A 17,772-nucleotide genomic window follows, 5' to 3' on the forward strand; every position below is an offset into this window, starting at 1 on the left:
GGCCGGTGGCTCGGCCGCAGCGGTGCCGGGGGCGCGGGGTGCCCCGGGTGCCCCGGGTGCCCGGGGGTGCGGTGTCGCGGTGTCGCGGTGTCGCGCGAAATGTCGTTGCGCCCGGGGCGGACCGCGGAGGAAGCTGGCCGGCCGGAGGTGGTGAAGATGGTCGATGTGGTGTTGCGGTTGTCGGTGCGCGATCTGGTGCACGCCGACCTGGAGTCGTGCGGGTGGTCGGGGTCCGACCTCCATCTCGCCAACGTGGCCGAGCAGTTGGTGCGCGCCCGACGCGGCGAGGTCGACTATCTCGCCGTCTGCACGCCGACAGGCGTGCCGGTGGCGAAGGCCGGGGTCGACTACCGGGCCAAGGAGGGGGCCGGCACCATCTGGCAGCTGGCCGTCCACCCCGCCCTTCAGTCCTGCGGGATCGGGACGCTGCTGGTCGGGGCCGCGGAGCAACGGATCACGAGCCGGGGCCTGCGCCACGCCGAACTCGGCGTGGAGGAGGACAATCCGCGGGCCCGCGCCCTGTACGAGCGGCTGGGATACGTCGCCTACGACAGGCAGCCCGACGCGTGGGACGAGCGGGCGCCGGACGGCTCGCTGCGCCGGTACGAGACGATGTGCGTCCTGATGCGCAAGGAGCTCTCGTAGTGTTCCAGGGGATGTGGGGGGGGTGTCGCCCACGCGCAGCGACGAGAGCCGGCTCGTGGACCTCGCCCTTGGAACGTCCACGACGGTGACGATCAAGGAAGGGGCGCAGACCGCGTCCGAGGCGAAGGCACTCAGCGCCGAGCTGGAGTACCTGCCCGCCCTTGGGGAGCCCTGCGACAGCACCGGTCCGTACATCATGCAGTTGCAGTCGCCCACCGGCAGCCAGGTGGGGGTGCTGCGCGCGGGCCAGGCTCAGACGTACGAGAACTGCACCGCGGCCGCGAACACCGGGCTCGGGCCGCTGTCGATGCGGGACAACCTGAACCGGCAGTCCCGGGGTGTCGTCAAGGGCGCCGCGATCTGTGCCCGCACCGACAAGGGCGCCGTCGCGATGGCGTTGATCGATGAACCGGGAACGGGAGAGAAGCCGGCGATCAGCGGGCGGCTGATCGTCTGGACCAAGCAGCCGTAGCCGCCGCTCAGGCCTCGCGCACGCCGAGCAGGCGGGCGACCTGTGGCCAGAGGTCGTCGAGCACGGCCGGGTCGTCGGTGACCTTGGCGAAGAGGATCATGCCCTCCATCTGGGCGACGGCGGCGCGGGCGGTGCCGCGGTCGGCGGCCCCGGCGGGGATCGAGCCCTCGGCGGCGGCCTCCTTCAGTGCGCCGTGGACGAGGTCCACCTCCTCCTCGAAGATCGCGGCGAGGCGGTCGCGGACGGGCTGCTCCTGGGTGGAGAGCTCCAGGGCGAGGTTGGCCAGCAGGCAGCCGCTGACCGCGCCGTACGCCTCCTGGGTCGCGCGCTGGATGCCGGTCAGGCTGCTGAAGAGCGTTCCGAGCCGGGCCAGGGCGGGTCGGTCGGGTGCGCGCAGGGTGGCGAGCCAGTCGGTGCGCTGGCCGCGCCAGTGGGTGTCGACGACCTCCAGGGTGAGGGCCTGCTTCGACTCGAAGAAGTGGTAGAAGCTGCCCTTCTTGACGTCGGCGCGCGCGCAGATCTCGGCAACGCCCACGCCGGCGTAGCCGCGGGTGCGCAGCAGGTCGCAGGCGGCGTCCAGCAGGCGGTCCCGGGCGGTGCTCGTGCGTCCCATGACGGTGAGTATACGGGCGGTCAACTACCGATTGCCAGATAGTTGACCGGTCGTCTAGTGTCCTGGATGTCGGCACCGGGCCCCGGTGGCCGAAGCCAGTCGGGAGGGGACCACCAGCCATGTCCGAAACCATCACCGTCGCCATCGCCTTCCACAGCGGTTACGGGCACACCGCCCGCCAGGCGCGGGCCGTCGCGGCAGGGGCCGAGGCCGTGCCGGGTGCGCGGGCCCGGCTGCTCGACGTCGCGGAGCTCGGCGATCCGCTGTGGGACGCGCTGGCCGCCGCCGACGCGATCGTCTTCGGCTCGCCCACCTACATGGGCGGCCCGTCCGCGGTCTTCCAGGCCTTCGCCGAGGCCAGCAGCAAGATCTGGGCCGAGCAGGGCTGGACGGGCAAGCTCGCCGCGGGCTTCACCACCTCCGCCGGCGTCAACGGCGACAAGCTCAACACGCTCACCTCGATGGCCGTGTTCGCCGCCCAGCACGGCATGAACTGGGTCAGCCTCGGCCTGCCGCCGGCCTGGCTGTTCACCTCGACCGGCAGCCCGGACGACCTCAACCGGCTCGGCGGCTTCCTCGGCGCCATGGCCCAGGCCCCCTCCGACCTCGGCCCGGAGGAGCACCCCGGCACTGCCGACCTCCGTACGGCCGAACACCTCGGGCGTAGGGTCGCCGCGACGGCCGTTCAGTTCGCCGCAGGCCGGCGAACGGGCGCCGCCGTCGCGGCCTGACGGCGAAAGGGAGCTCTGTTCCTGTGATGAGCAACGTGACACGGCCTTGGGTCAACGGGCGGTTGAAGGATCTGCTGGGGATCGAACACCCCATCGTTCAGGGCCCGTTCGGCGGCGGTCTGTCCACCGCCCGGCTGGCCGCCGAGGTGGTGCGGGCCGGCGGGCTGGGCTCGTACGGTGCGCACATCCTGCGGCCGGACGAAATAGCCGCCCTGGTCGCCGAGTTGAAGGCAGCCACCGGCCGGCCCTTCGCGGTGAACCTCTGGGTGCCGCAGCCGGGCGAGTCCGATCTCCAGGCGGACGCCGGCCAACTCACCCGGCACGCCGAGCGGATGCGCCCGCTGCTGGCCGAACTCGGCGTGACGGTGGACGAAGAGCCCTCGCCCGCACCGGACTTCGGGCAGCAGGCCGAAACTCTGCTGGAGGCGCGTCCGCCCGTCGTCAGCTTCGTGATGGGCGTCCCGCCGCGCTGGGTGCTCGAACAGGCCCGCCGGGCGGGCATCGTGACCATCGGCACCGCCACCACGGCCGCCGAGGCGGTCGCCCTGGAGGAGGCCGGGCTGGACGCGGTGGTCGCCTCCGGCGCCGACGCGGGCGGACACCGCGGCTCCTGGCTGCGGCCGGTCCGGGAATCGCTGGTCGGCACCTTCGCGCTGGTCCCGCAGGTGGCGGACGCGGTGTCGGTTCCGGTGATCGCGGCCGGCGGCATCGCGGACGGGCGCGGTGTCGCGGCGGCGCTGACCCTGGGCGCGGACGGCGTGCAGATCGGCACCGGCTTCCTCGCCACCGAGGAGTCCGGCGCAAGCGACGTCCACAAGGCCGCGCTGGACGGACCGGACGCCGCCGTCACCGTCCTGACCAGGCTCTTCTCCGGCCGCCCGGCCCGCGGCATCCCCAACCGGCTGGTGCGCGAGCTGGCCGCGTACGAGGACGAAGTGCCGCCGTACCCGCTGCAGAACGCCCTGATGCTCCCGATCCGGCGCGCGGCGGCCGAGCGGGGCGACGGTGACCTGGTCAACCTCTGGGCCGGCCAGGCGGCCGCCCTCACTCGGCCGCGGACGGCCCGGGAGTACGTCGAGTTCCTCCTCGCGGACACCGACCGGGTGTTGGGGCGGTAGCCCGTCCGGAGTGGGAAGTCGGACGGGCCGACTTCCCACTCTGCGCCGGCCGCCCCGCGCTCAGCGGTTCCAGTGCGGGCTGAGCGCGATGTCCTGCAACTGGTCGATGGTGAGCGGGGGTTCGGTCCGGGTGGGATTGGCGGTCGTCGCGTTTTCCGGGATCTTGTCGGTGTTGAACTCGCTCACCTCGACGTGCCGACCGTCCGGGTGGAGGACGACCACGAACCAGAGCAGGTAGCCGCTCGTCAGCCTGGTTTTCGAAGCTTTGACAACCGTGCCGTCCGGGAGGGCGTCGCAGAAGAGCCAGGGACCTCCGTCGCAAGCGGGGGCGCGCGGGACGATGTCATCGAGACGCACGCCGACGGAGGCCCGGCCGCGCCCGTCGTCGTAGTAGAGGTATCCCGAGGTTGTCCCGGCCTGACTGAGCGTGGTCCGTCCGTCCTCGAAAGCCCCGCTGCTGGAGACCCGGGTGGTCGTGCCCGGGGGCATGAACGCCGCCAGCTGCTCCGAGACCGGGCCCGAGCGTGGCCCCCCAGCGGGCGGGGCGGTGGACGGGGAGCGTGTCGGGATCCGGGTGGGCGTGGCCGTGGCCGTCGGCGCGGCCGTCGGGGTCGGCGTCGGGGTGACGGCCGTGGGCGGGGCGGGCGCGGCCCGGAGCGGGAGCTGCGTGACCCCCAGCACGGCGGCCCCGGCGACCGCGGCGGCCACCGTGCCGATCTGCACCCGGCGGACGAGGCGGAGCCGGCGGCCACGGGCGGCCGCGCGGAGGACGAGATCGGTGCGGTGCGGGCCGAACCGGTCGGAGGTGTGCTGCATCGCGTCGTGCAGGCGACGGCCGGACTGCTGATCGGGGCTCACAGTGCTCTCCTTTCGAGGGGCGGGGATGCCGGGGCGACAGCCCGATCAGATGTGTTCGAGGTCGGCGAGCAGGTCGTCACCGAGTACGGCCCGGAGCTTCTGCAGGGCCCGCAGGCTGCGGGTGCGGACGGTGCCCGGGGTCAGCTGCATCATCCGCGCGGTTTCCTCGACCGGGCGGTCCTCCCAGTACCGCAGCACCAGCACAGCCCGCTCCTTGGGCGCGAGCCGCGCGAGCCCGTCCAGCAGCGTCAGCCGCAGGTCCGGGTCGCCACCGCCGGCCGCTGCGCCCTCCGGAAACCGGTCGACCGGCCGCTCCTGGGAGCTTAGCCGGCGCCGGTACGAGGTGAAGGTCCGCACCAGCACGGTGTGGGCGTACGCGACCGGCGCCTGTGTGCGGTCGATCCGCCACCAGGACCGGTACATCTTGGCGAGCGTCTCCTGGACGAGGTCCTCGGCCAGGTGCCGGTCCCCGGTGAGCAGGCACGCCGTGCGGAAGAGCTGGTCGCTGCGGGCATGGGCGAACTCCAGGAAGTCCGCGGGTGTGTCCCCCACCGAATGGTCCCTTCTCGAACGGATGTCACCCGTATGCACGCGATGGCACCTGCCGCGCGTTACAGGAGCCTTTAGGGTTCGCGCCATGACCGTCCGTCTGTACCAGATCGTCGTCGATGCCCACGAACCTGCCGCGCTCGCCCGCTTCTGGGCCGAGGCGCTCGGCTGGCGGGTGCTGCTGGAGGAACCGGACGAGGTGGTGGTCGGCGCGGACGAGTCCGCCTACCCCGGGTTGGTGTTCGTCCCCGTCCCCGAGGAGAAGGCCGGGAAGAACCGGCTCCACCTCGACCTCGCCCCGGACGATCGCGCGGCCGAGGTGTCCCGACTCCTCGCGCTGGGCGCCGTGCGGGTGGACGTCGGCCAGCCGGCCGACGCGCCGTGGACTGTCCTGGCGGACCCGGAGGGGAACGAGTTCTGCGTGCTGGATCCGAAGCGCTCGCTGGTGGCGTGAATGGGAAGTCGGTGGAGTCGACCTCCCAGTCACAGACGCGCAGACGATGCACTCGTCGCTACTCGCGCGCAGTGATCCGGAGTGGGGAGGCGGGGGGGGCGACTTCCCCCCCCCGGGCTCACGGGGTCCGTGGAGGGAGACCACGTCGTGCTGGGTTGAGAGGGGGCCGGTGGGTGGGGGGGTGGTGGCGTCCACCCCTACACGAAAAGAGAAGCAGACGGAGGGTGCTGCAGGCTGCGAGAGGGGGGGGGGGGGGGGGGGGGTCCGCCCCCCCCCCCCCCCCCCCCGGGGCTCACGGGCTCAGTGCAGGGAGCCCGCGTAGCGCTGGGTGAAGCGGGTGCCGGTGGGGGCGGTGACGGTGACGTCGTAGCGGGACTGGTCGAGGGGGTAGGTGACGGTGGTGGTGGACGAGGGGCCGACGCGGACGGTCTGGGGGGTGCCGGCGTAGTCGTTGGGGGTGAGGGTGAAGGTCAGGGCGGTCTGGCCGGCGTTGGTCAGGGTGAAGGTGAGGGCCGAGGTGCCGGGGGTGGCGGTGACGACGGGGACGGCGATGTCGTCCTGGTCGGCGCGGACGACGGTGCCGGCGAAGCGGCGGACGAAGCCGTCCGGGCCGTGGACGGTGAAGTCGTAGCGGCCGTCCGTGGTCGAGGCGTCCCAGGTGTACGTCCGCGAGGCGCCGGGGGCGACGGTGAACGGGGTGCCGGCGAAGGCGTACACGATGTTGGGGTAGACGGTGTAGGGGAAGGAGACGGAACCGGAGTTGGCCAGGGTGCAGGTGATCAGGCCGGTCGCCCGGTCGATGGTGATGTCCGCCCACGGCCGGTAGGGCAGTCGCCGGTGCGGGCGCGAACCGGACTCCTGGACGGGCATGGACTGGGCGCCGACGGCGGGCAGCGCGACGCCCGGCAGCTTCGCCCCCGCGTCGGCCTTGGCCATCAGGGCGACGGTGTCCGGGAGTTGCGGTATCGAGTAGTCGGGCGCGGTGAAGTCGAAGCAGCTGGTGAGGTCGCCGCAGACGGCCCGCCGCCACGCGGAGATGTTGGGTTCGGCGACACCGGTGACCTGCTCCATGAACCGCAGCACCGAAGTGTGGTCAAACACCTGGGAGTTGACGTACCCGCCACGTGACCAGGGAGAGGCGACCCAGAGAGGCACCCGATTGCCGAGGCCGATCGCCCGGCCCTGGGTGAACTCCTCGGGCGTACCGGGCTCGGGGGTGGGCGGGACCATGTGGTCGAAGTAGCCGTCGTTCTCGTCGTACATGACGAGGAAGACGGTGTGCTGCCAGACCGCCGGGTTGGACATCAGTGACTGCAGCGCCGTGTTGACCCAGTGCGCGCCGTAGTCCGGGCTGGCGCTGGGGTGTTCGCTGAACAGGTAGGGCGCGACGAGCCAGGAGATGGTCGGCAGGGTGCCGTCCTTGCAGTGGGCGTCGAAGGCGGCCGGGTCGAACTTGGTCATCGCGTTGATGTAACGCGGGTCCGTGGTGGGGAAGTTGTGGAACTGCTTGAAGTAGGAGAGGGCGTTGTCGTCGTAGTCGCCCGTCCGGTCGTCCTTGCTGGGGTTGTGGTAGACGCGCCAGGAGACGCCGGCCGCCTGGAGGCGCTCGGCGTACGTCGTCCAGTCGGCAACGGGGTTGTCGGTGACGGGCGTGTTGTCGATCCACGGGCCGGTGGTGCCGTCCCGGCCCGGGCCCGCCGTTCCCGTCCACAGGTAGAGGCGGTTGGGGTCGGTCGGGCCCGCCAGGGAGGTGAAATACGCGTCGCAGATCGTGAACGCGTCGGCCAGCGCGTACTGGTAGGGGATGTCGGCACGGGTGAAGTACCCCATCGCGCGCTCGCCCTTGGCGGCGATCCACTTGTTCATCGCGCCGTTGTTGATCGCCTGGTGGCCGGTGGCCCAGTCGTGGGCGAGGCCGCCCGCGTTCTGCGCGTTGTACTTGGAGGTGTCCATCCGGTACGGCAGCATGGCGCCACCGTCGCTGCGCCCGGCGTCGGGCTGGCGGAACACGTCGGTGCCGTCCGGGAATTGGAGTGCCTGCTTGTCACCGAAGCCACGGACGCCGTTGAGGGTGCCGAAGTAGTGGTCGAAGCTGCGGTTCTCCTGCATCAGCACGACGACGTGCCTGACGTCGGCGATGCTGCCGTTCGGGGTGGCGGCTCGGGCGGCGGTGGCGGGGAGGCCGGTGAGCGCGACGGCGCCGGCGGCTGCGGTGGCGCCGACGAAGGTACGACGGGAAAGTTCGGACATCGCGAACAGGCCTCTCAGAGCTGGAAGGTGGCGACGGCGGCGGCGCAGTCCGAGGGCCAGCCGTTGCCGGCGGCGTTCGGGTCCGGCTGCGGCCAGCCGGTGGTGAGGGTGTGGGCCTCGACCGGGGTGAGCGGGCCGGCGAAGTGGACGGCGGCGATGCGGTCCTGCGGCTCGGCCTTTCCGGCGGCGCGCTGCTTGCGGGTCGGCGACCAGGTGGCGCCCGGTGCAGCCACCGGGTCGGAGTGGGCGCGACGGTAGGAGTCGGCCAGGCCGGCGCCCTGGAGGGCCACCGTGACGGGCCAGTTGAGCGGGCCGACGCCGCTGTGCGCGGGCGCGGCGGCCGCCGTCCAGTCCAGGTGGGAGGGTGAGGCGAGGTCGGCGCCGAGGACGACGGCGCGGCCGGCGGTGATGTCGGCCTGCACGGCCGCGGCCAGCGCCCGGGCCTGCTGGCCGCGGGTGGAGGCGGTCTCGGCGGCCTCCACCTGTGCGGCGCTCTGGCCGTCCTGGACGGCGTACGGGCCGTAGTTCGTCTCGTCCAGGTGCGCGGCCCAGAAGCGGACGCTGCGGCCCCCGGGCAGTTGGAGGGTGGCCCCGGCGGCGGGCAGCGAGGCGGTCACGGCCGTGACGGAGGCGAGCGGGTACCGGCTGAGGATGCCGACGCTGCCGGCGCTCTGGTAGGCGAACCAGCCGAGGGCGGTGGCCAGGCTCTGGGCGGCCGTCCCGGCGGTCTCCTGGAGGGCGAGCACGTCCAGGCCCTGGGTGAGGACGGCGCGCAGCTGCTTCTCCGGCGCGTCGGTGAAGGCGGCGCCGGCGTTGGCGAGGTTCCAGCTGGCCGCCTTCAGGCGCGGCGCGGCTGCCGGGTCGGCGACCGGGACGGTGAGGGTGAGGGTGTCGGTGACACCGGCGGTGTCCTTGACGCCGATGACGGCCTGCACCTCACCGGTGGTCGAGGGAGCGGTGCCGGTCACCGTGCCGTCGGCGGCCACCGCGAGCCAGGAGGGCCCGCTGATCTTGCGGAACGTCGGGGTGCCGGCCGGGCGGCACCAGAGGCCGCCGAGCTTGACGGAGACGGCACCGCCGGGCGCCACGGCGGTCGCGGTGAGCGCGTCCACGGCCAGGTGCGGGCGGACGGGAGCGGGCTTGGGGCGGAAGGAGAACGGCGCGGTCTGGGCGAGGATGCCGTAGCCGTCCTTGGCGAGCAGGTACGCGGTGTACGGGCCGCCGGTGAGGGCGGAGGTGTCGAGCTGGATGTCGCCCGAGGCGCCGGGGGTGTACTTCCAGAGCAGGGACGAGCCGGTGCCGGGCTGGCGGGTGCCGTCGTAGATGCCGACCCAGTTCTTCGGGTCGGGGGCGGTGGTGCTCCAGTGGAAGGTGAGCTTGTCGCCTTCGGTGGGGCTGGCGGGCGAGGCGAGGGTGAGGGAGCTGCCTGTGGCCACGAGGGTCCTTCGGGTCGGGGAGAGCGGCTAGTTGGCTGAACAACTAGACGCCTATTGACCCGAAGGGCGACATACTCCGTGTGAACGAGGCATGACCGGACGCCAGAAGGATGGACAACTCACTGTTGAGTCTTGGTCGTTGACGAACGGCGTTGGATCGCTTGGCCGATGGTCGCGTTGAGGAGAACGGTGCTGACGCTGAGGACGAGCAGGAAGAGGAGGTTGGCCGGGCCGGGGTGGTCGTCCCGGAGCGGGTAGCCGGCAAGGGTCACTCGATCTCCAGGTCCACCGCCGGGAGGGCCCCGTCCACGATGCGCGCCCGGGGCAGCGAGAGGCCGAAGCACCGCTCGATGATCTCCAGCGAGGTGCGGTGGACGTCGCGGCGGGCCATGTTCTCGTCCGGCAGTCCGGCGGCGGTCAGCATGCCCTCGACGCGAGCGGCCACCTCCCGGTCCCCGCGGACGCCGTCGTAGCCCCACGAGCCGTCCAGATGAAGGTTGAACGCGCACATCAGGCGCTCGTCGTGGAGGTACGCGAACTGCGGCGGCACCGGCTTCCCGTTCTCCTCCTCGTACTCCAGGAAGTAGACGTGGGCGCCGCCGCGGGACAGTGGAGGTTCGCTGCCGAACTCTCCCTGCCAGCCGCCGTACCTGACCACGAACGACCACTCGCCGTCCCGCCCGTACCGCAGGCCGATCCCGTCGAAGGCGTCGCCGTACTCGTCCTCCAACTCCTCGGTCAGCTCGCTGCCGGTGAGCTCGCCGAGGGGGCGTGCGGTGCGCTTCAGCCCGAACACGGCCGCGGTGAGCCGCGATACCAGCTCCTCCGCGTCGAGACCGCGGGCCAGCACCACGCTGTAGCCCCCGTAGGCGATGGACTGGGGAGCGGCGAGCCAGGTGATTCCGTCTGTCATGGTGACCACCGTTGCGCATGGGACTGACACATCACCGGGCACACCCCGGGCAGCGGGGCCACCGCTTGACTCTCGGGTAACCCGAGACGGCACAGTCTCCTCCGTGGACAGGACGAACCTGCTGCCGATCGGGCAGTTCGCGCAGGCCAGTGGCCTCTCGGTCACCACCCTGCGGCACTACGACGCAAGCGGCGTGCTGGCGCCGGCCCTGGTCGATCCGGAGAGCGGCTACCGCTACTTCCGGCGCGACCAGCTCCGGACGGCCCAGTTGATCCGGGCGCTGCGGCAACTCGACATGCCGATCGAGCAGGTGCGCTGCCTGCTCGCGGGCGGCGAGGACGGTGCGGAGCTGGCGGCGGCCGTGCGCGAACACCTGACGGGTGCCGAGCGCCGGCTGGAGGTCCAGCGTTCCGTCGTCCACAGCCTGTTGGCCCGGCTGACCGAGGGAGAAGAAATGCAGCACCGTGTCACCATCCGCGAGGGCACCGCAGTACGCGCGCTGGTCCGCAGTGCGACGCTGAACCAGCCCGCCCTGGACGGGTTCATGCTCCCTGCGTATCGGGAGATGTACAGCGTCGCGGGCCAGGGCCCGCTCACCTTCGCCGGGCCGGCGTTCGCCCGCTACCACGGACTGTGCAACGAGGACAGCGAGACCCTGGTCGAGGCCTGCCTGCCGTTCTCGGCGACCGGCGCGCAGCCGGCGGACCTGCCGGACGGGATGTACGTGCTGGACGTCCCGGAGGGTACCTACGCGAGCACGGTGGTGGAGGGCGCGGCGGCCGTGTTCCCGCAGATCCACACCGCGTACGACGCCGTCGCGAGCTGGATCACCGAGCACGGCTTCGCGTTCGCCGGCCCGGTCCAGGAGATCTTCCGCCACTGGACCGGCACGCCCGGCCACCCGGAGAACCGCCTGGAGATCGCCTGGCCGATCGAGGACGCGACGGCCGGCTGATCGCAGCACCGGGCTCGGAGTGGGAAGTCGGACCGGCCGACTTCCCACTCCGAGCGGCTCTCAGAAGGGGATGACCTCGTGTGGCCGCTGCGGGTCCACGCCGGGCATCGCCGTCGCCACCGCCTTCTCGAACTCGGCCTCGGTGCGGGCCTGGAACAACGGGAGGAACACTGGGCTGGAGCCCAGCGACCATACGGCTCCGGTGCGCTTGAGCACGATGAGCGGGCCGTTGCCCCAGGTCATCGCACCCTGGTCTCCGTCGAGGTAGGCGTCCGGCTGGGTGTCGACCGAGTACGCGAAGCCGCGATCGGCGATCCGCCGCTCGGGGCGTTGCCACCCGTACCGCGTCTCCAGCCACTTGGCGAGGGTCTCGAAGGTCAGCATGTCCGAAATGCTCGCACACCCGACGCGGCTCAGTGACCGCCCTTCAGGTTGAGCACCACCACGCCGACGATGATCAGGGCCAGGCCCAGCCACTGGAGCCGGCCGAGTGACTCGCCGAAGGCGACCACGCCTATCCCGGCCACGGCGGCCGTCCCGGCGCCCGACCACACCGCGTACGCGACCGAGACCGGGATGTGCTTCAGTGCCTTGCCCAGCAGCGCGAAGGAGAGCACGTAGCCGACGGCGACGCCGATGCTCGGCCAGAGGCGGGTGAAGCCCTCGGTGAGCTTGAGGGCGCTGGTGGCGCAGACCTCGCTGATGATGGCGAGGGCGAGTAGAAGATAGGCCATGGCCGGTCAAACCGCCGGCGTGGCGCCGAGCTTCCCGAGCAGGGCGAGGTCGGCGTGGACCAGACTGTCGAGCAGCGTGACGCGGGAGCCGTCGGGGATCGCCACGTCGCTGGACGGCACGGCGAGCACCGCGCAGCCCGCCGCGGTCGCCGAGGCGACGCCGGTCGGGGTGTCCTCGACGGCGACGCAGACCGCCGGGTCGAGGCCGAGCCGCTCGGCGGCCGCGAGGTAGGGGTCGGGCGCGGGCTTGGTGCGGGGTGTGTCCTCGGCGGCCAGGGTGACGGCGAACCAGTCGCGGCCGATGGTGCCCAGGACGAGGTCGACCACCCGGCGCGGGGACGCGGAGACCAGCGCGGTGGGCACCCGGGCCTCCCGCAGCTCGGCGAGCAGGGCCAGGGCGCCCGGCCGGGGGACGGTGGAGGCGGCGACCTTGCCGGCGAAGGACTCGCCGAGCCGGTCGGCGAGTTCGGCCTCGCTGAGTTCGGTGCCGCTGACCCGGTGCAGGTGGGCGGCGGTGTGCTCGACGGCCTGGCCGAGCACTTCGGGGGCGTCCTGGTCGGTGAGCGAGTGGTGGAGCTCGTCGGCGAGTTCGGCGGCGGCCTCCCACCAGAGGTGCTCGGTGTCGACCAGGGTGCCGTCCATGTCGAACAGGACGGCGGCGGGCATGGCGGATGCAGGCATGGCGGTACCTTCGGTGGTTCCTGGGAGATGGTGGTTCACACGGTACGGCGGTCCACGAGGACGGGCCGATCCGGCAGGGCGATCGCGGCGCGTGAGCCGGTCGGCAGGGCGGCGGCGGCCTCGGTCGGCAGGTCGGCCTTGACTTCGGTGCCGTCGTCGAGGCGGACGGTGAGACGGGTGACGGCGCCGAGGAAGGACGCGGAGACCACCAGTGCCTGGCCGTCCGCGGCCGGGGTCAACGACACGTTCTCGGGCCGCACGAGCACGTCCAGCTCGCCGCCGGAGGGAACCGCGCCGTCCACCTCGTGCCGACGGCCGAGGGTCGCCACGCCGTCGCCGGAGCGGTAGCACGGGATCCGGCTCATGGTGCCGACGAACTCGGCGACGAAGGCGGTGGCCGGGCGGGCGTACAGCTCGGACGGGGTGGCGCACTGCTCCAGCCGGCCGGAGCGCAGCACCGCGACCCGGTCGGCCATCGAGAGGGCCTCCTCCTGGTCGTGGGTGACGAACAGGGTGGTGATCCCCAGCTCCTGCTGGAGGCGGCGGATCTCCTCGCGCAGCGAGAGTCGGACCTTGGCGTCCAGCGCGGAGAGCGGCTCGTCGAGCAGCAGCACGCGCGGCTGCAACGCCAGGGCCCGGGCGAGTGCGATGCGCTGCTGCTGGCCGCCGGACATCTGGTGCGGGTAGCGGTCGGCGTGCTGCGGAAGGCCGACCAGCTCCAGCAGCTCCTGGGCGCGCCTGCGGCGTTCGGCCTTGCCGGTGCCGCGCATGCGCATCCCGAAGGCGACGTTGTCGGCGGCGGTCAGGTGCGGGAAGAGGCTGTACGACTGGAACACCATGCCCGCGTCGCGCCGGTGGGCCGGGATCCGGGTGATGTCCTGGCCGTCCACCAGCACCTGGCCGGAGTCGTGCTGCTCGAAGCCGGCGAGGATGCGCAGCGCGGTGGTCTTGCCGCAGCCGGACGGGCCGAGCAGGGCGAGGAGTTCACCCGGGTGGACGGTCAGGTCGAGGCCGTCCAGCGCGGTGGTGGCGCCGAACGAGCGGCGCAGCGTGCGGAATTCGACGGTCGCGCTGCCGGGTGCGAGGGGGACGCCGGCGGCGGGGGCGGTAACCGTGGTCATGGTGGGCAACTCCGGGGGTTTCAGGAGGTGGTGGTCTTGTGGCGGCGCTCGCGGCCGACGGTGGCCAGCAGGAGCAGCAGCAGCCAGGTGATCAGCAGGCTCAGGATGGAGACCGCGACCGACATGTGGGCCTGGCTGTTGCCGACCGAGTAGATCCACACCGGGAAGGGCTGGTAGCCGAGGATCGAGGCGGCGGTGAACTCGCCGAGCACCAGCGCCAGGGTCAGGAAGGAGGCGTTCAGCAGTGCGCCGCGCAGGTTGGGCAGCACCACGGTGAACACGGCGCGCGGCCAGCTCGCGCCGCAGTTGCGGGCGGCCTCGACCAGGGTGCGCACGTCGACCGCCCGCAGGCCGGCGTCCAGCGCCCGGTAGGCGAGCGGGAGCGCCATCAGCACGTAGGCGATGACCAGGACCAGCGGGAAGTCGGGGTCCTGGACGAACACGAAGGTCTGGAAGAACGGCGTGTCCATCAGGTAGTCCGGGCCCCAGCGGAGCACGCCGATCAGGCCGGCGGTCAGTGCGACCGGCGGGACGACCAGCGGCAGGGTGCAGAGCACGTCGATCACCGGACGGAGCTTCGGTACGCCGAGCCGGACGGCGATCAGCGCCGGTACCAGCAGGAGCAGCAGCACCAGGACGGTGACGACGGCGAGCCCGAGGGTGAGCCAGAGGCTGTCGAGGAAGCCCTCGGCGCTCAGCAGGCCGGTGTAGGCCTCGAAGGAGAAGCCCTTCGAGTCGTCGATCGAGAAGTAGCCGGCGGCGGCCAGCGGCACGACGAAGTAGACACCGGCGAGCAGCAGGACGGCGCCGCGCCACCAACGCACCGGGCGGCGCGGGGACTTGGAAGGGGCGGAGGTCAGCTGAGCCATCGGGCACTCCGGCGCTGGAGGGGGAGGTACACGGCCATCACCAGGACGGCCACCACGATCATGTTGAGGCTGAGGGCGAGCGCGAGGTTGCCCTGGCCGACCAGCACGTTGCCGGAGAGCGCGTCCGCGATCGAGCGGCTGACCAGCGGCACGGTCGCGCCGACCATGGCGGCGGCGGTGGCGTACGCGGCGAAGGCGCTGCCGAAGAGCAGTACGAAGCCGCCGAGCAGCGAGGGCAGCAGGATCGGCAGTGCGACGTGGCGCCAGTACTGCACGGTGGTGGCCCGGTTGTTGTGGGCGGCCTCGCGCCACTGCACCCGCAGGCCGTCCAGGGCCGGGGTGATGGTGAGCACCATCAGCGGGATGAGGAAGTACAGGTAGACGATGGTCAGGCCGGTGAAGGAGTAGAGCGACCAGCCGTGGTCGGTCAGGTGGAGCAGCTTGGTGACCTCGCCCGCGTTGCCGAGGGTGGCGACGAACGCGAAGGCGAGCGGCAGGCCGCCGAAGTTGGCGAGCACGCCGGAGGCGGTCAGCACGGCCTGGCGCAGCCAGCCGTTCCGGGAGGTCACTACGGCCTGGGCGATCGGCAGGCCGATCAGGGTGGCGAGCAGCGCGGTGAGCGCGGACAGCTTGAGGCTGCTGACCATCGCCGTCCAGTACGCGCCCTGGACGGAGGCGGTGATGTTGTCGAAGGTGAACTGGCCGCCACCGCCCTCCGCGTCGGTGGAGGTGGTGAAGGCGCCGATCACGATGGCGACGGTGGGGAGGCCGAAGCCGATCAGGAAGAAGAGGAAGAGCGGCACGGTGGCGAGCCAGGCGCCGCCGCGCGGGCGCCGGCGGGCGCGCCGGCCGGGGGTGGGGGTGGTGGTCGTGGCGGTGGCGGACGCCCCCGCGCCGCCACCGAGGTCGGTGGCGGCGGGGGTGGTCGGCACCGGGGTGGGAGCCGTGGTCATGAGTGGATCAGCCCGTTCGGGTTGCTGCGGCCGGGTGTCAGCCCGCGATGGCCTTGGTCCAGTTCTCGGTCACGACCTTCTTGGCGGCCGTGATCTGGTCCTGGGTCGGGAAGGTGGTGAAGGGCTTCTCGACGGTGGGCAGCTTGGCGGCGGCCGCGGCGTCGAGGGTGCCGTCCTTCTTCAGGGCGTCGAAGGTGGCCGGGGTGGCGTAGCCGCCGAGGAAGAGGTTCTGGCCCTCGGCGCTGAACAGGTACTCCTGCCACAGGCGGGCGGCCGCCGGGTGCGGGGCGTACTTGTTGATGCCCTGGTTGTAAAACTGGGCGTAGCTGCCGTCGCTGGGGACGGAGACCTTCCAGTCGACGCCCTTGTCCTTGAACTGGTCGCTGTAGCCGGCGTTCAGGTAGGACCAGTCGATCGAGATCGGGGTCTCGCCCTTCTCGATGGTGGCCGGGGTGGACTCGACCGGGTTGAAGTTGCCGGACTGCTTCAGCTTGCCGAAGTAGTCGATGCCGGGCTGGATGTTGTCCAGCGAGCCGCCGTTGGCCAGCGCGGCCGCGTAGACGCCGCCGAAGGCCGAGCCGGACTTGGTCGGGTTGCCGTTCAGCGCGACCTGGCCCTTGTACTCGGGCTTGAGCAGGTCGGCGAAGGTCTTCGGGCAGTTGGCGATCTTCTTGGCGTCGCAGCCGATGGAGATGTAGCCGCCGTAGTCGTTGACGCGGGCGCCGCTCGGGTCCTTCATGCTGTCCGCCACCTTGTCGAAGGTGGCGACCTTGTAGGGGGCGAGCAGGCCGTCCTTGACCGCCTGGATCGCGAAGGCGCTGCCCAGGTCGACCACGTCGGGGGCGCGGTCCTGGCCCTTGCGGGAGGTGATCGCGTTGATCTCGTCCTGGCTGGAACCGTCCGGGTTCTCGTCCTCGATCTCGATGCCGTACTTGGCCTTGAACGAGTCCATGATCTTGCCGTAGTTGGCCCAGTCCTTGGGCAGCGTGATCACGTGCAGCTTGCCCTCCTTCTTGGCCGCGGCGACGAGGGCGTCCATGCCGCCGAGGTCGGCGGCGGAGGTGGCGTCCTTGGCGTCCTTGGCGCCGGCCTTGGCGGCGTCGCCGGACTTCGCGGTGGACGAACCGGCGGAACCGCAGGCGGTGAGGGAGAGCGCGGCGGCGGTCAGTACGGCCGCGAAGGCGGCGGCGCGGGCACGGTGCACGGTCACGGGTCAGTCTCCTGATCGGGGGGTACTGCGAGAGATGTCGAGATCGGGGGATCGGGTCGCGCGAACGGCTCTTCGGGTCCCTGGGCCGGCTGTTCGAAACCGTCCGAGTTGACTAGCCAACTTCGCTGACGGGGGTAAGTACGCCGGAGTCCGGTGACGGGAAGGTGAACGGCTGGCCCAGAACCGGAGTCGGCTGTGGGAACGGTCGAATCGGGCCATCGGGGAGTGATCAACCGGATGCGATGCTTCGAAGGCGCAGCGGGATAAGGTCGGGCTGTCCGCGCCGGTACGGCTGCGCAGGACACCGCCCCAGGAGGGACTTTGACTGACGTGGCACTGGAGCCCGAACGCCCCGAGGCCCCCGCTGCCTCCGCCCCCGCTGCTTCCGCCTCCGCCTTTGCGGCCGCGCCGGCCGGCCAGGACCGCGCCGCCGGAGCGCTCTACCGCAAGGTGGCCGCCGACCTGCGTGAGGCGATCACCACCGGCACGTACGGCGAGGCCGGCCGGCTGCCCGCCGAGGGCGCGCTGGCGGAGCAGTACGGCGTCTCGCGCGGCACCGTCCGCCAGGCGCTGGCCGTGCTCCGCTCGGACGGGCTGGTCACCTCCCGGCGCGGCACCCGGCGGGTGGTGCTCGGCACCGCCCGGGTGCAGAGCTTCTCCGAGCTGCTCAGCTTCACGCACTGGGCGTACTCGATGGGCGAGGAGCCCGGCGGCATCCTGGACTCGCTGGTCCGCCGCCCGGCCGACGCCGCCGAGCGCGAGCAACTGCGGCTGGAGCCGGGCTCCGAGGTGTATGTGACCGTCCGGCTGCGCACGCTCTCCGGCACGCCGGTGATGGTGGAGCGGACGATCTACCCGCCGCGCGTCGGCGAGATCGTCGCCCAGCTGCCGGCCGACGTGGTCTCGCACACCGAAGTCCTGCGCGAGCATGGCATCCTGTTCACCGACGCCGACCACACCATCGACATCGTCGCCGCCAATGCGGAGGACGCCCGGCTGCTCGGCTGCCGCCGCGGCGGCCCGCTGCTGCGCGAGCGGCGGCGGACCACCGACCCGACCGGCACCCCGGTGGAGTGGTCCCAGGACCGCTACCTGCCGGGCACGGTGGCGTTCAGTGTGCACAACTCGCTGGCCACATCGGCACTTTCGCGGCACGCCCGGGAGCAGGACTGACCCCCGGCTGGCGGCCCGGCCGGGCCGCCCGCTCCCC

General features: G+C 72.1%; 21 protein-coding genes. 7 read left to right on the plus strand and 14 right to left on the minus strand.

The window, feature by feature from the left end; translation table 11 throughout:
- The first annotated feature begins 156 nt into the window (after positions 1–156).
- Together ACZ6NC_RS14055 and ACZ6NC_RS14060 are read left to right on the plus strand one after the other, a co-directional pair.
- The gene (locus ACZ6NC_RS14055; protein WP_465732312.1) at positions 157–645 is read left to right on the plus strand and encodes a GNAT family N-acetyltransferase; all 489 of its coding nucleotides are present in this window, start codon (positions 157–159) and stop codon (positions 643–645) included.
- A gap of 22 nt (positions 646–667) precedes the next feature.
- On the plus strand, positions 668–1,117 hold the full coding sequence (locus ACZ6NC_RS14060) for a hypothetical protein (protein ID WP_465732314.1): 450 nt from the start codon (positions 668–670) through the stop codon (positions 1,115–1,117).
- A 7-nt stretch (positions 1,118–1,124) separates the two neighbouring features.
- Here the strand turns inward: ACZ6NC_RS14060 and ACZ6NC_RS14065 are convergent, their stop codons facing one another.
- The gene (locus ACZ6NC_RS14065; RefSeq protein ID WP_465732316.1) at positions 1,125–1,730 is read right to left on the minus strand and encodes a TetR/AcrR family transcriptional regulator; all 606 of its coding nucleotides are present in this window, start codon (positions 1,728–1,730) and stop codon (positions 1,125–1,127) included.
- Between the two features lie 119 nt (positions 1,731–1,849).
- On the opposite strand from ACZ6NC_RS14065, the gene ACZ6NC_RS14070 reads away from it, so the two are divergent.
- Positions 1,850–2,461: a flavodoxin family protein gene (locus ACZ6NC_RS14070; protein ID WP_465732318.1), complete on the plus strand. Its 612-nt coding sequence runs from the start codon at positions 1,850–1,852 to the stop codon at positions 2,459–2,461.
- A gap of 26 nt (positions 2,462–2,487) precedes the next feature.
- The gene (locus ACZ6NC_RS14075; protein WP_465732320.1) at positions 2,488–3,579 is read left to right on the plus strand and encodes an NAD(P)H-dependent flavin oxidoreductase; all 1,092 of its coding nucleotides are present in this window, start codon (positions 2,488–2,490) and stop codon (positions 3,577–3,579) included.
- Between the two features lie 60 nt (positions 3,580–3,639).
- Here the strand turns inward: ACZ6NC_RS14075 and ACZ6NC_RS14080 are convergent, their stop codons facing one another.
- Positions 3,640–4,437, minus strand: a complete 798-nt coding sequence (locus ACZ6NC_RS14080) for a hypothetical protein (RefSeq protein WP_465732322.1) — start codon at positions 4,435–4,437, stop codon at positions 3,640–3,642.
- A gap of 45 nt (positions 4,438–4,482) precedes the next feature.
- Positions 4,483–4,989 carry a SigE family RNA polymerase sigma factor gene (locus ACZ6NC_RS14085; protein WP_465732324.1) on the minus strand — a complete coding sequence of 169 codons (507 nt, stop codon included), beginning with the start codon at positions 4,987–4,989 and terminating at the stop codon, positions 4,483–4,485.
- An 85-nt stretch (positions 4,990–5,074) separates the two neighbouring features.
- Here ACZ6NC_RS14085 and ACZ6NC_RS14090 point away from each other — a divergent pair, with 85 nt between their 5' ends.
- Positions 5,075–5,440 (plus strand): VOC family protein, encoded by a 366-nt coding sequence (locus tag ACZ6NC_RS14090; RefSeq protein ID WP_465732326.1) that lies wholly within the window; start codon positions 5,075–5,077, stop codon positions 5,438–5,440.
- A 300-nt stretch (positions 5,441–5,740) separates the two neighbouring features.
- On the opposite strand, the gene ACZ6NC_RS14095 is transcribed toward ACZ6NC_RS14090, so the two are convergent.
- The 4 genes from ACZ6NC_RS14095 to ACZ6NC_RS14110 form a co-directional block, all read right to left on the minus strand.
- Positions 5,741–7,690, minus strand: a complete 1,950-nt coding sequence (locus tag ACZ6NC_RS14095) for a phosphocholine-specific phospholipase C (protein ID WP_465732328.1) — start codon at positions 7,688–7,690, stop codon at positions 5,741–5,743.
- Positions 7,691–7,704: 14 nt separating this feature from the next.
- Positions 7,705–9,126 (minus strand): endonuclease/exonuclease/phosphatase family protein, encoded by a 1,422-nt coding sequence (locus ACZ6NC_RS14100; RefSeq protein ID WP_465732330.1) that lies wholly within the window; start codon positions 9,124–9,126, stop codon positions 7,705–7,707.
- A 119-nt stretch (positions 9,127–9,245) separates the two neighbouring features.
- Positions 9,246–9,398, minus strand: a complete 153-nt coding sequence (locus ACZ6NC_RS14105; protein ID WP_465732332.1) for a hypothetical protein — start codon at positions 9,396–9,398, stop codon at positions 9,246–9,248.
- The gene (locus tag ACZ6NC_RS14110) at positions 9,395–10,039 is read right to left on the minus strand and encodes a DUF6461 domain-containing protein (protein ID WP_465732334.1); all 645 of its coding nucleotides are present in this window, start codon (positions 10,037–10,039) and stop codon (positions 9,395–9,397) included. Before ACZ6NC_RS14110 ends, ACZ6NC_RS14105 begins: the two co-directional genes overlap by 4 nt.
- Before the next feature lie 103 nt (positions 10,040–10,142).
- Here ACZ6NC_RS14110 and ACZ6NC_RS14115 point away from each other — a divergent pair, with 103 nt between their 5' ends.
- Positions 10,143–10,994, plus strand: a complete 852-nt coding sequence (locus tag ACZ6NC_RS14115) for a MerR family transcriptional regulator (RefSeq protein WP_465732336.1) — start codon at positions 10,143–10,145, stop codon at positions 10,992–10,994.
- 60 nt (positions 10,995–11,054) lie between these two features.
- On the opposite strand, the gene ACZ6NC_RS14120 is transcribed toward ACZ6NC_RS14115, so the two are convergent.
- The 7 genes from ACZ6NC_RS14120 to ACZ6NC_RS14150 are packed head-to-tail and all read right to left on the minus strand — an operon-like array spanning position 11,055 to position 16,562.
- Positions 11,055–11,378 carry a hypothetical protein gene (locus ACZ6NC_RS14120; protein ID WP_465732338.1) on the minus strand — a complete coding sequence of 108 codons (324 nt, stop codon included), beginning with the start codon at positions 11,376–11,378 and terminating at the stop codon, positions 11,055–11,057.
- A 29-nt stretch (positions 11,379–11,407) separates the two neighbouring features.
- A complete protein-coding gene (locus ACZ6NC_RS14125; protein ID WP_465732339.1) occupies positions 11,408–11,728 on the minus strand; it encodes a DMT family transporter in 321 nt (106 codons plus the stop codon).
- Between the two features lie 6 nt (positions 11,729–11,734).
- Entirely contained in the window at positions 11,735–12,409 is a 675-nt protein-coding gene (locus tag ACZ6NC_RS14130) for an HAD family hydrolase (RefSeq protein WP_465732341.1), read from the minus strand.
- 35 nt (positions 12,410–12,444) lie between these two features.
- Positions 12,445–13,530 (minus strand): ABC transporter ATP-binding protein, encoded by a 1,086-nt coding sequence (locus tag ACZ6NC_RS14135; protein WP_465732343.1) that lies wholly within the window; start codon positions 13,528–13,530, stop codon positions 12,445–12,447.
- 20 nt (positions 13,531–13,550) lie between these two features.
- The gene (locus ACZ6NC_RS14140) at positions 13,551–14,399 is read right to left on the minus strand and encodes an ABC transporter permease (protein ID WP_465732345.1); all 849 of its coding nucleotides are present in this window, start codon (positions 14,397–14,399) and stop codon (positions 13,551–13,553) included.
- On the minus strand, positions 14,387–15,352 hold the full coding sequence (locus tag ACZ6NC_RS14145; RefSeq protein ID WP_465732347.1) for an ABC transporter permease: 966 nt from the start codon (positions 15,350–15,352) through the stop codon (positions 14,387–14,389). The genes ACZ6NC_RS14140 and ACZ6NC_RS14145 overlap by 13 nt, the downstream gene beginning before the upstream one ends.
- 37 nt (positions 15,353–15,389) lie before the next feature.
- Positions 15,390–16,562, minus strand: coding sequence for an ABC transporter substrate-binding protein (locus tag ACZ6NC_RS14150; protein ID WP_465732349.1), 1,173 nt, complete (start codon positions 16,560–16,562; stop codon positions 15,390–15,392).
- Between the two features lie 330 nt (positions 16,563–16,892).
- Here ACZ6NC_RS14150 and ACZ6NC_RS14155 point away from each other — a divergent pair, with 330 nt between their 5' ends.
- On the plus strand, positions 16,893–17,735 hold the full coding sequence (locus ACZ6NC_RS14155) for a GntR family transcriptional regulator (protein WP_465732499.1): 843 nt from the start codon (positions 16,893–16,895) through the stop codon (positions 17,733–17,735).
- The last annotated feature ends 37 nt before the right edge of the window (positions 17,736–17,772 follow it).

Source organism: Kitasatospora sp. NPDC041988, assembly GCF_055588525.1.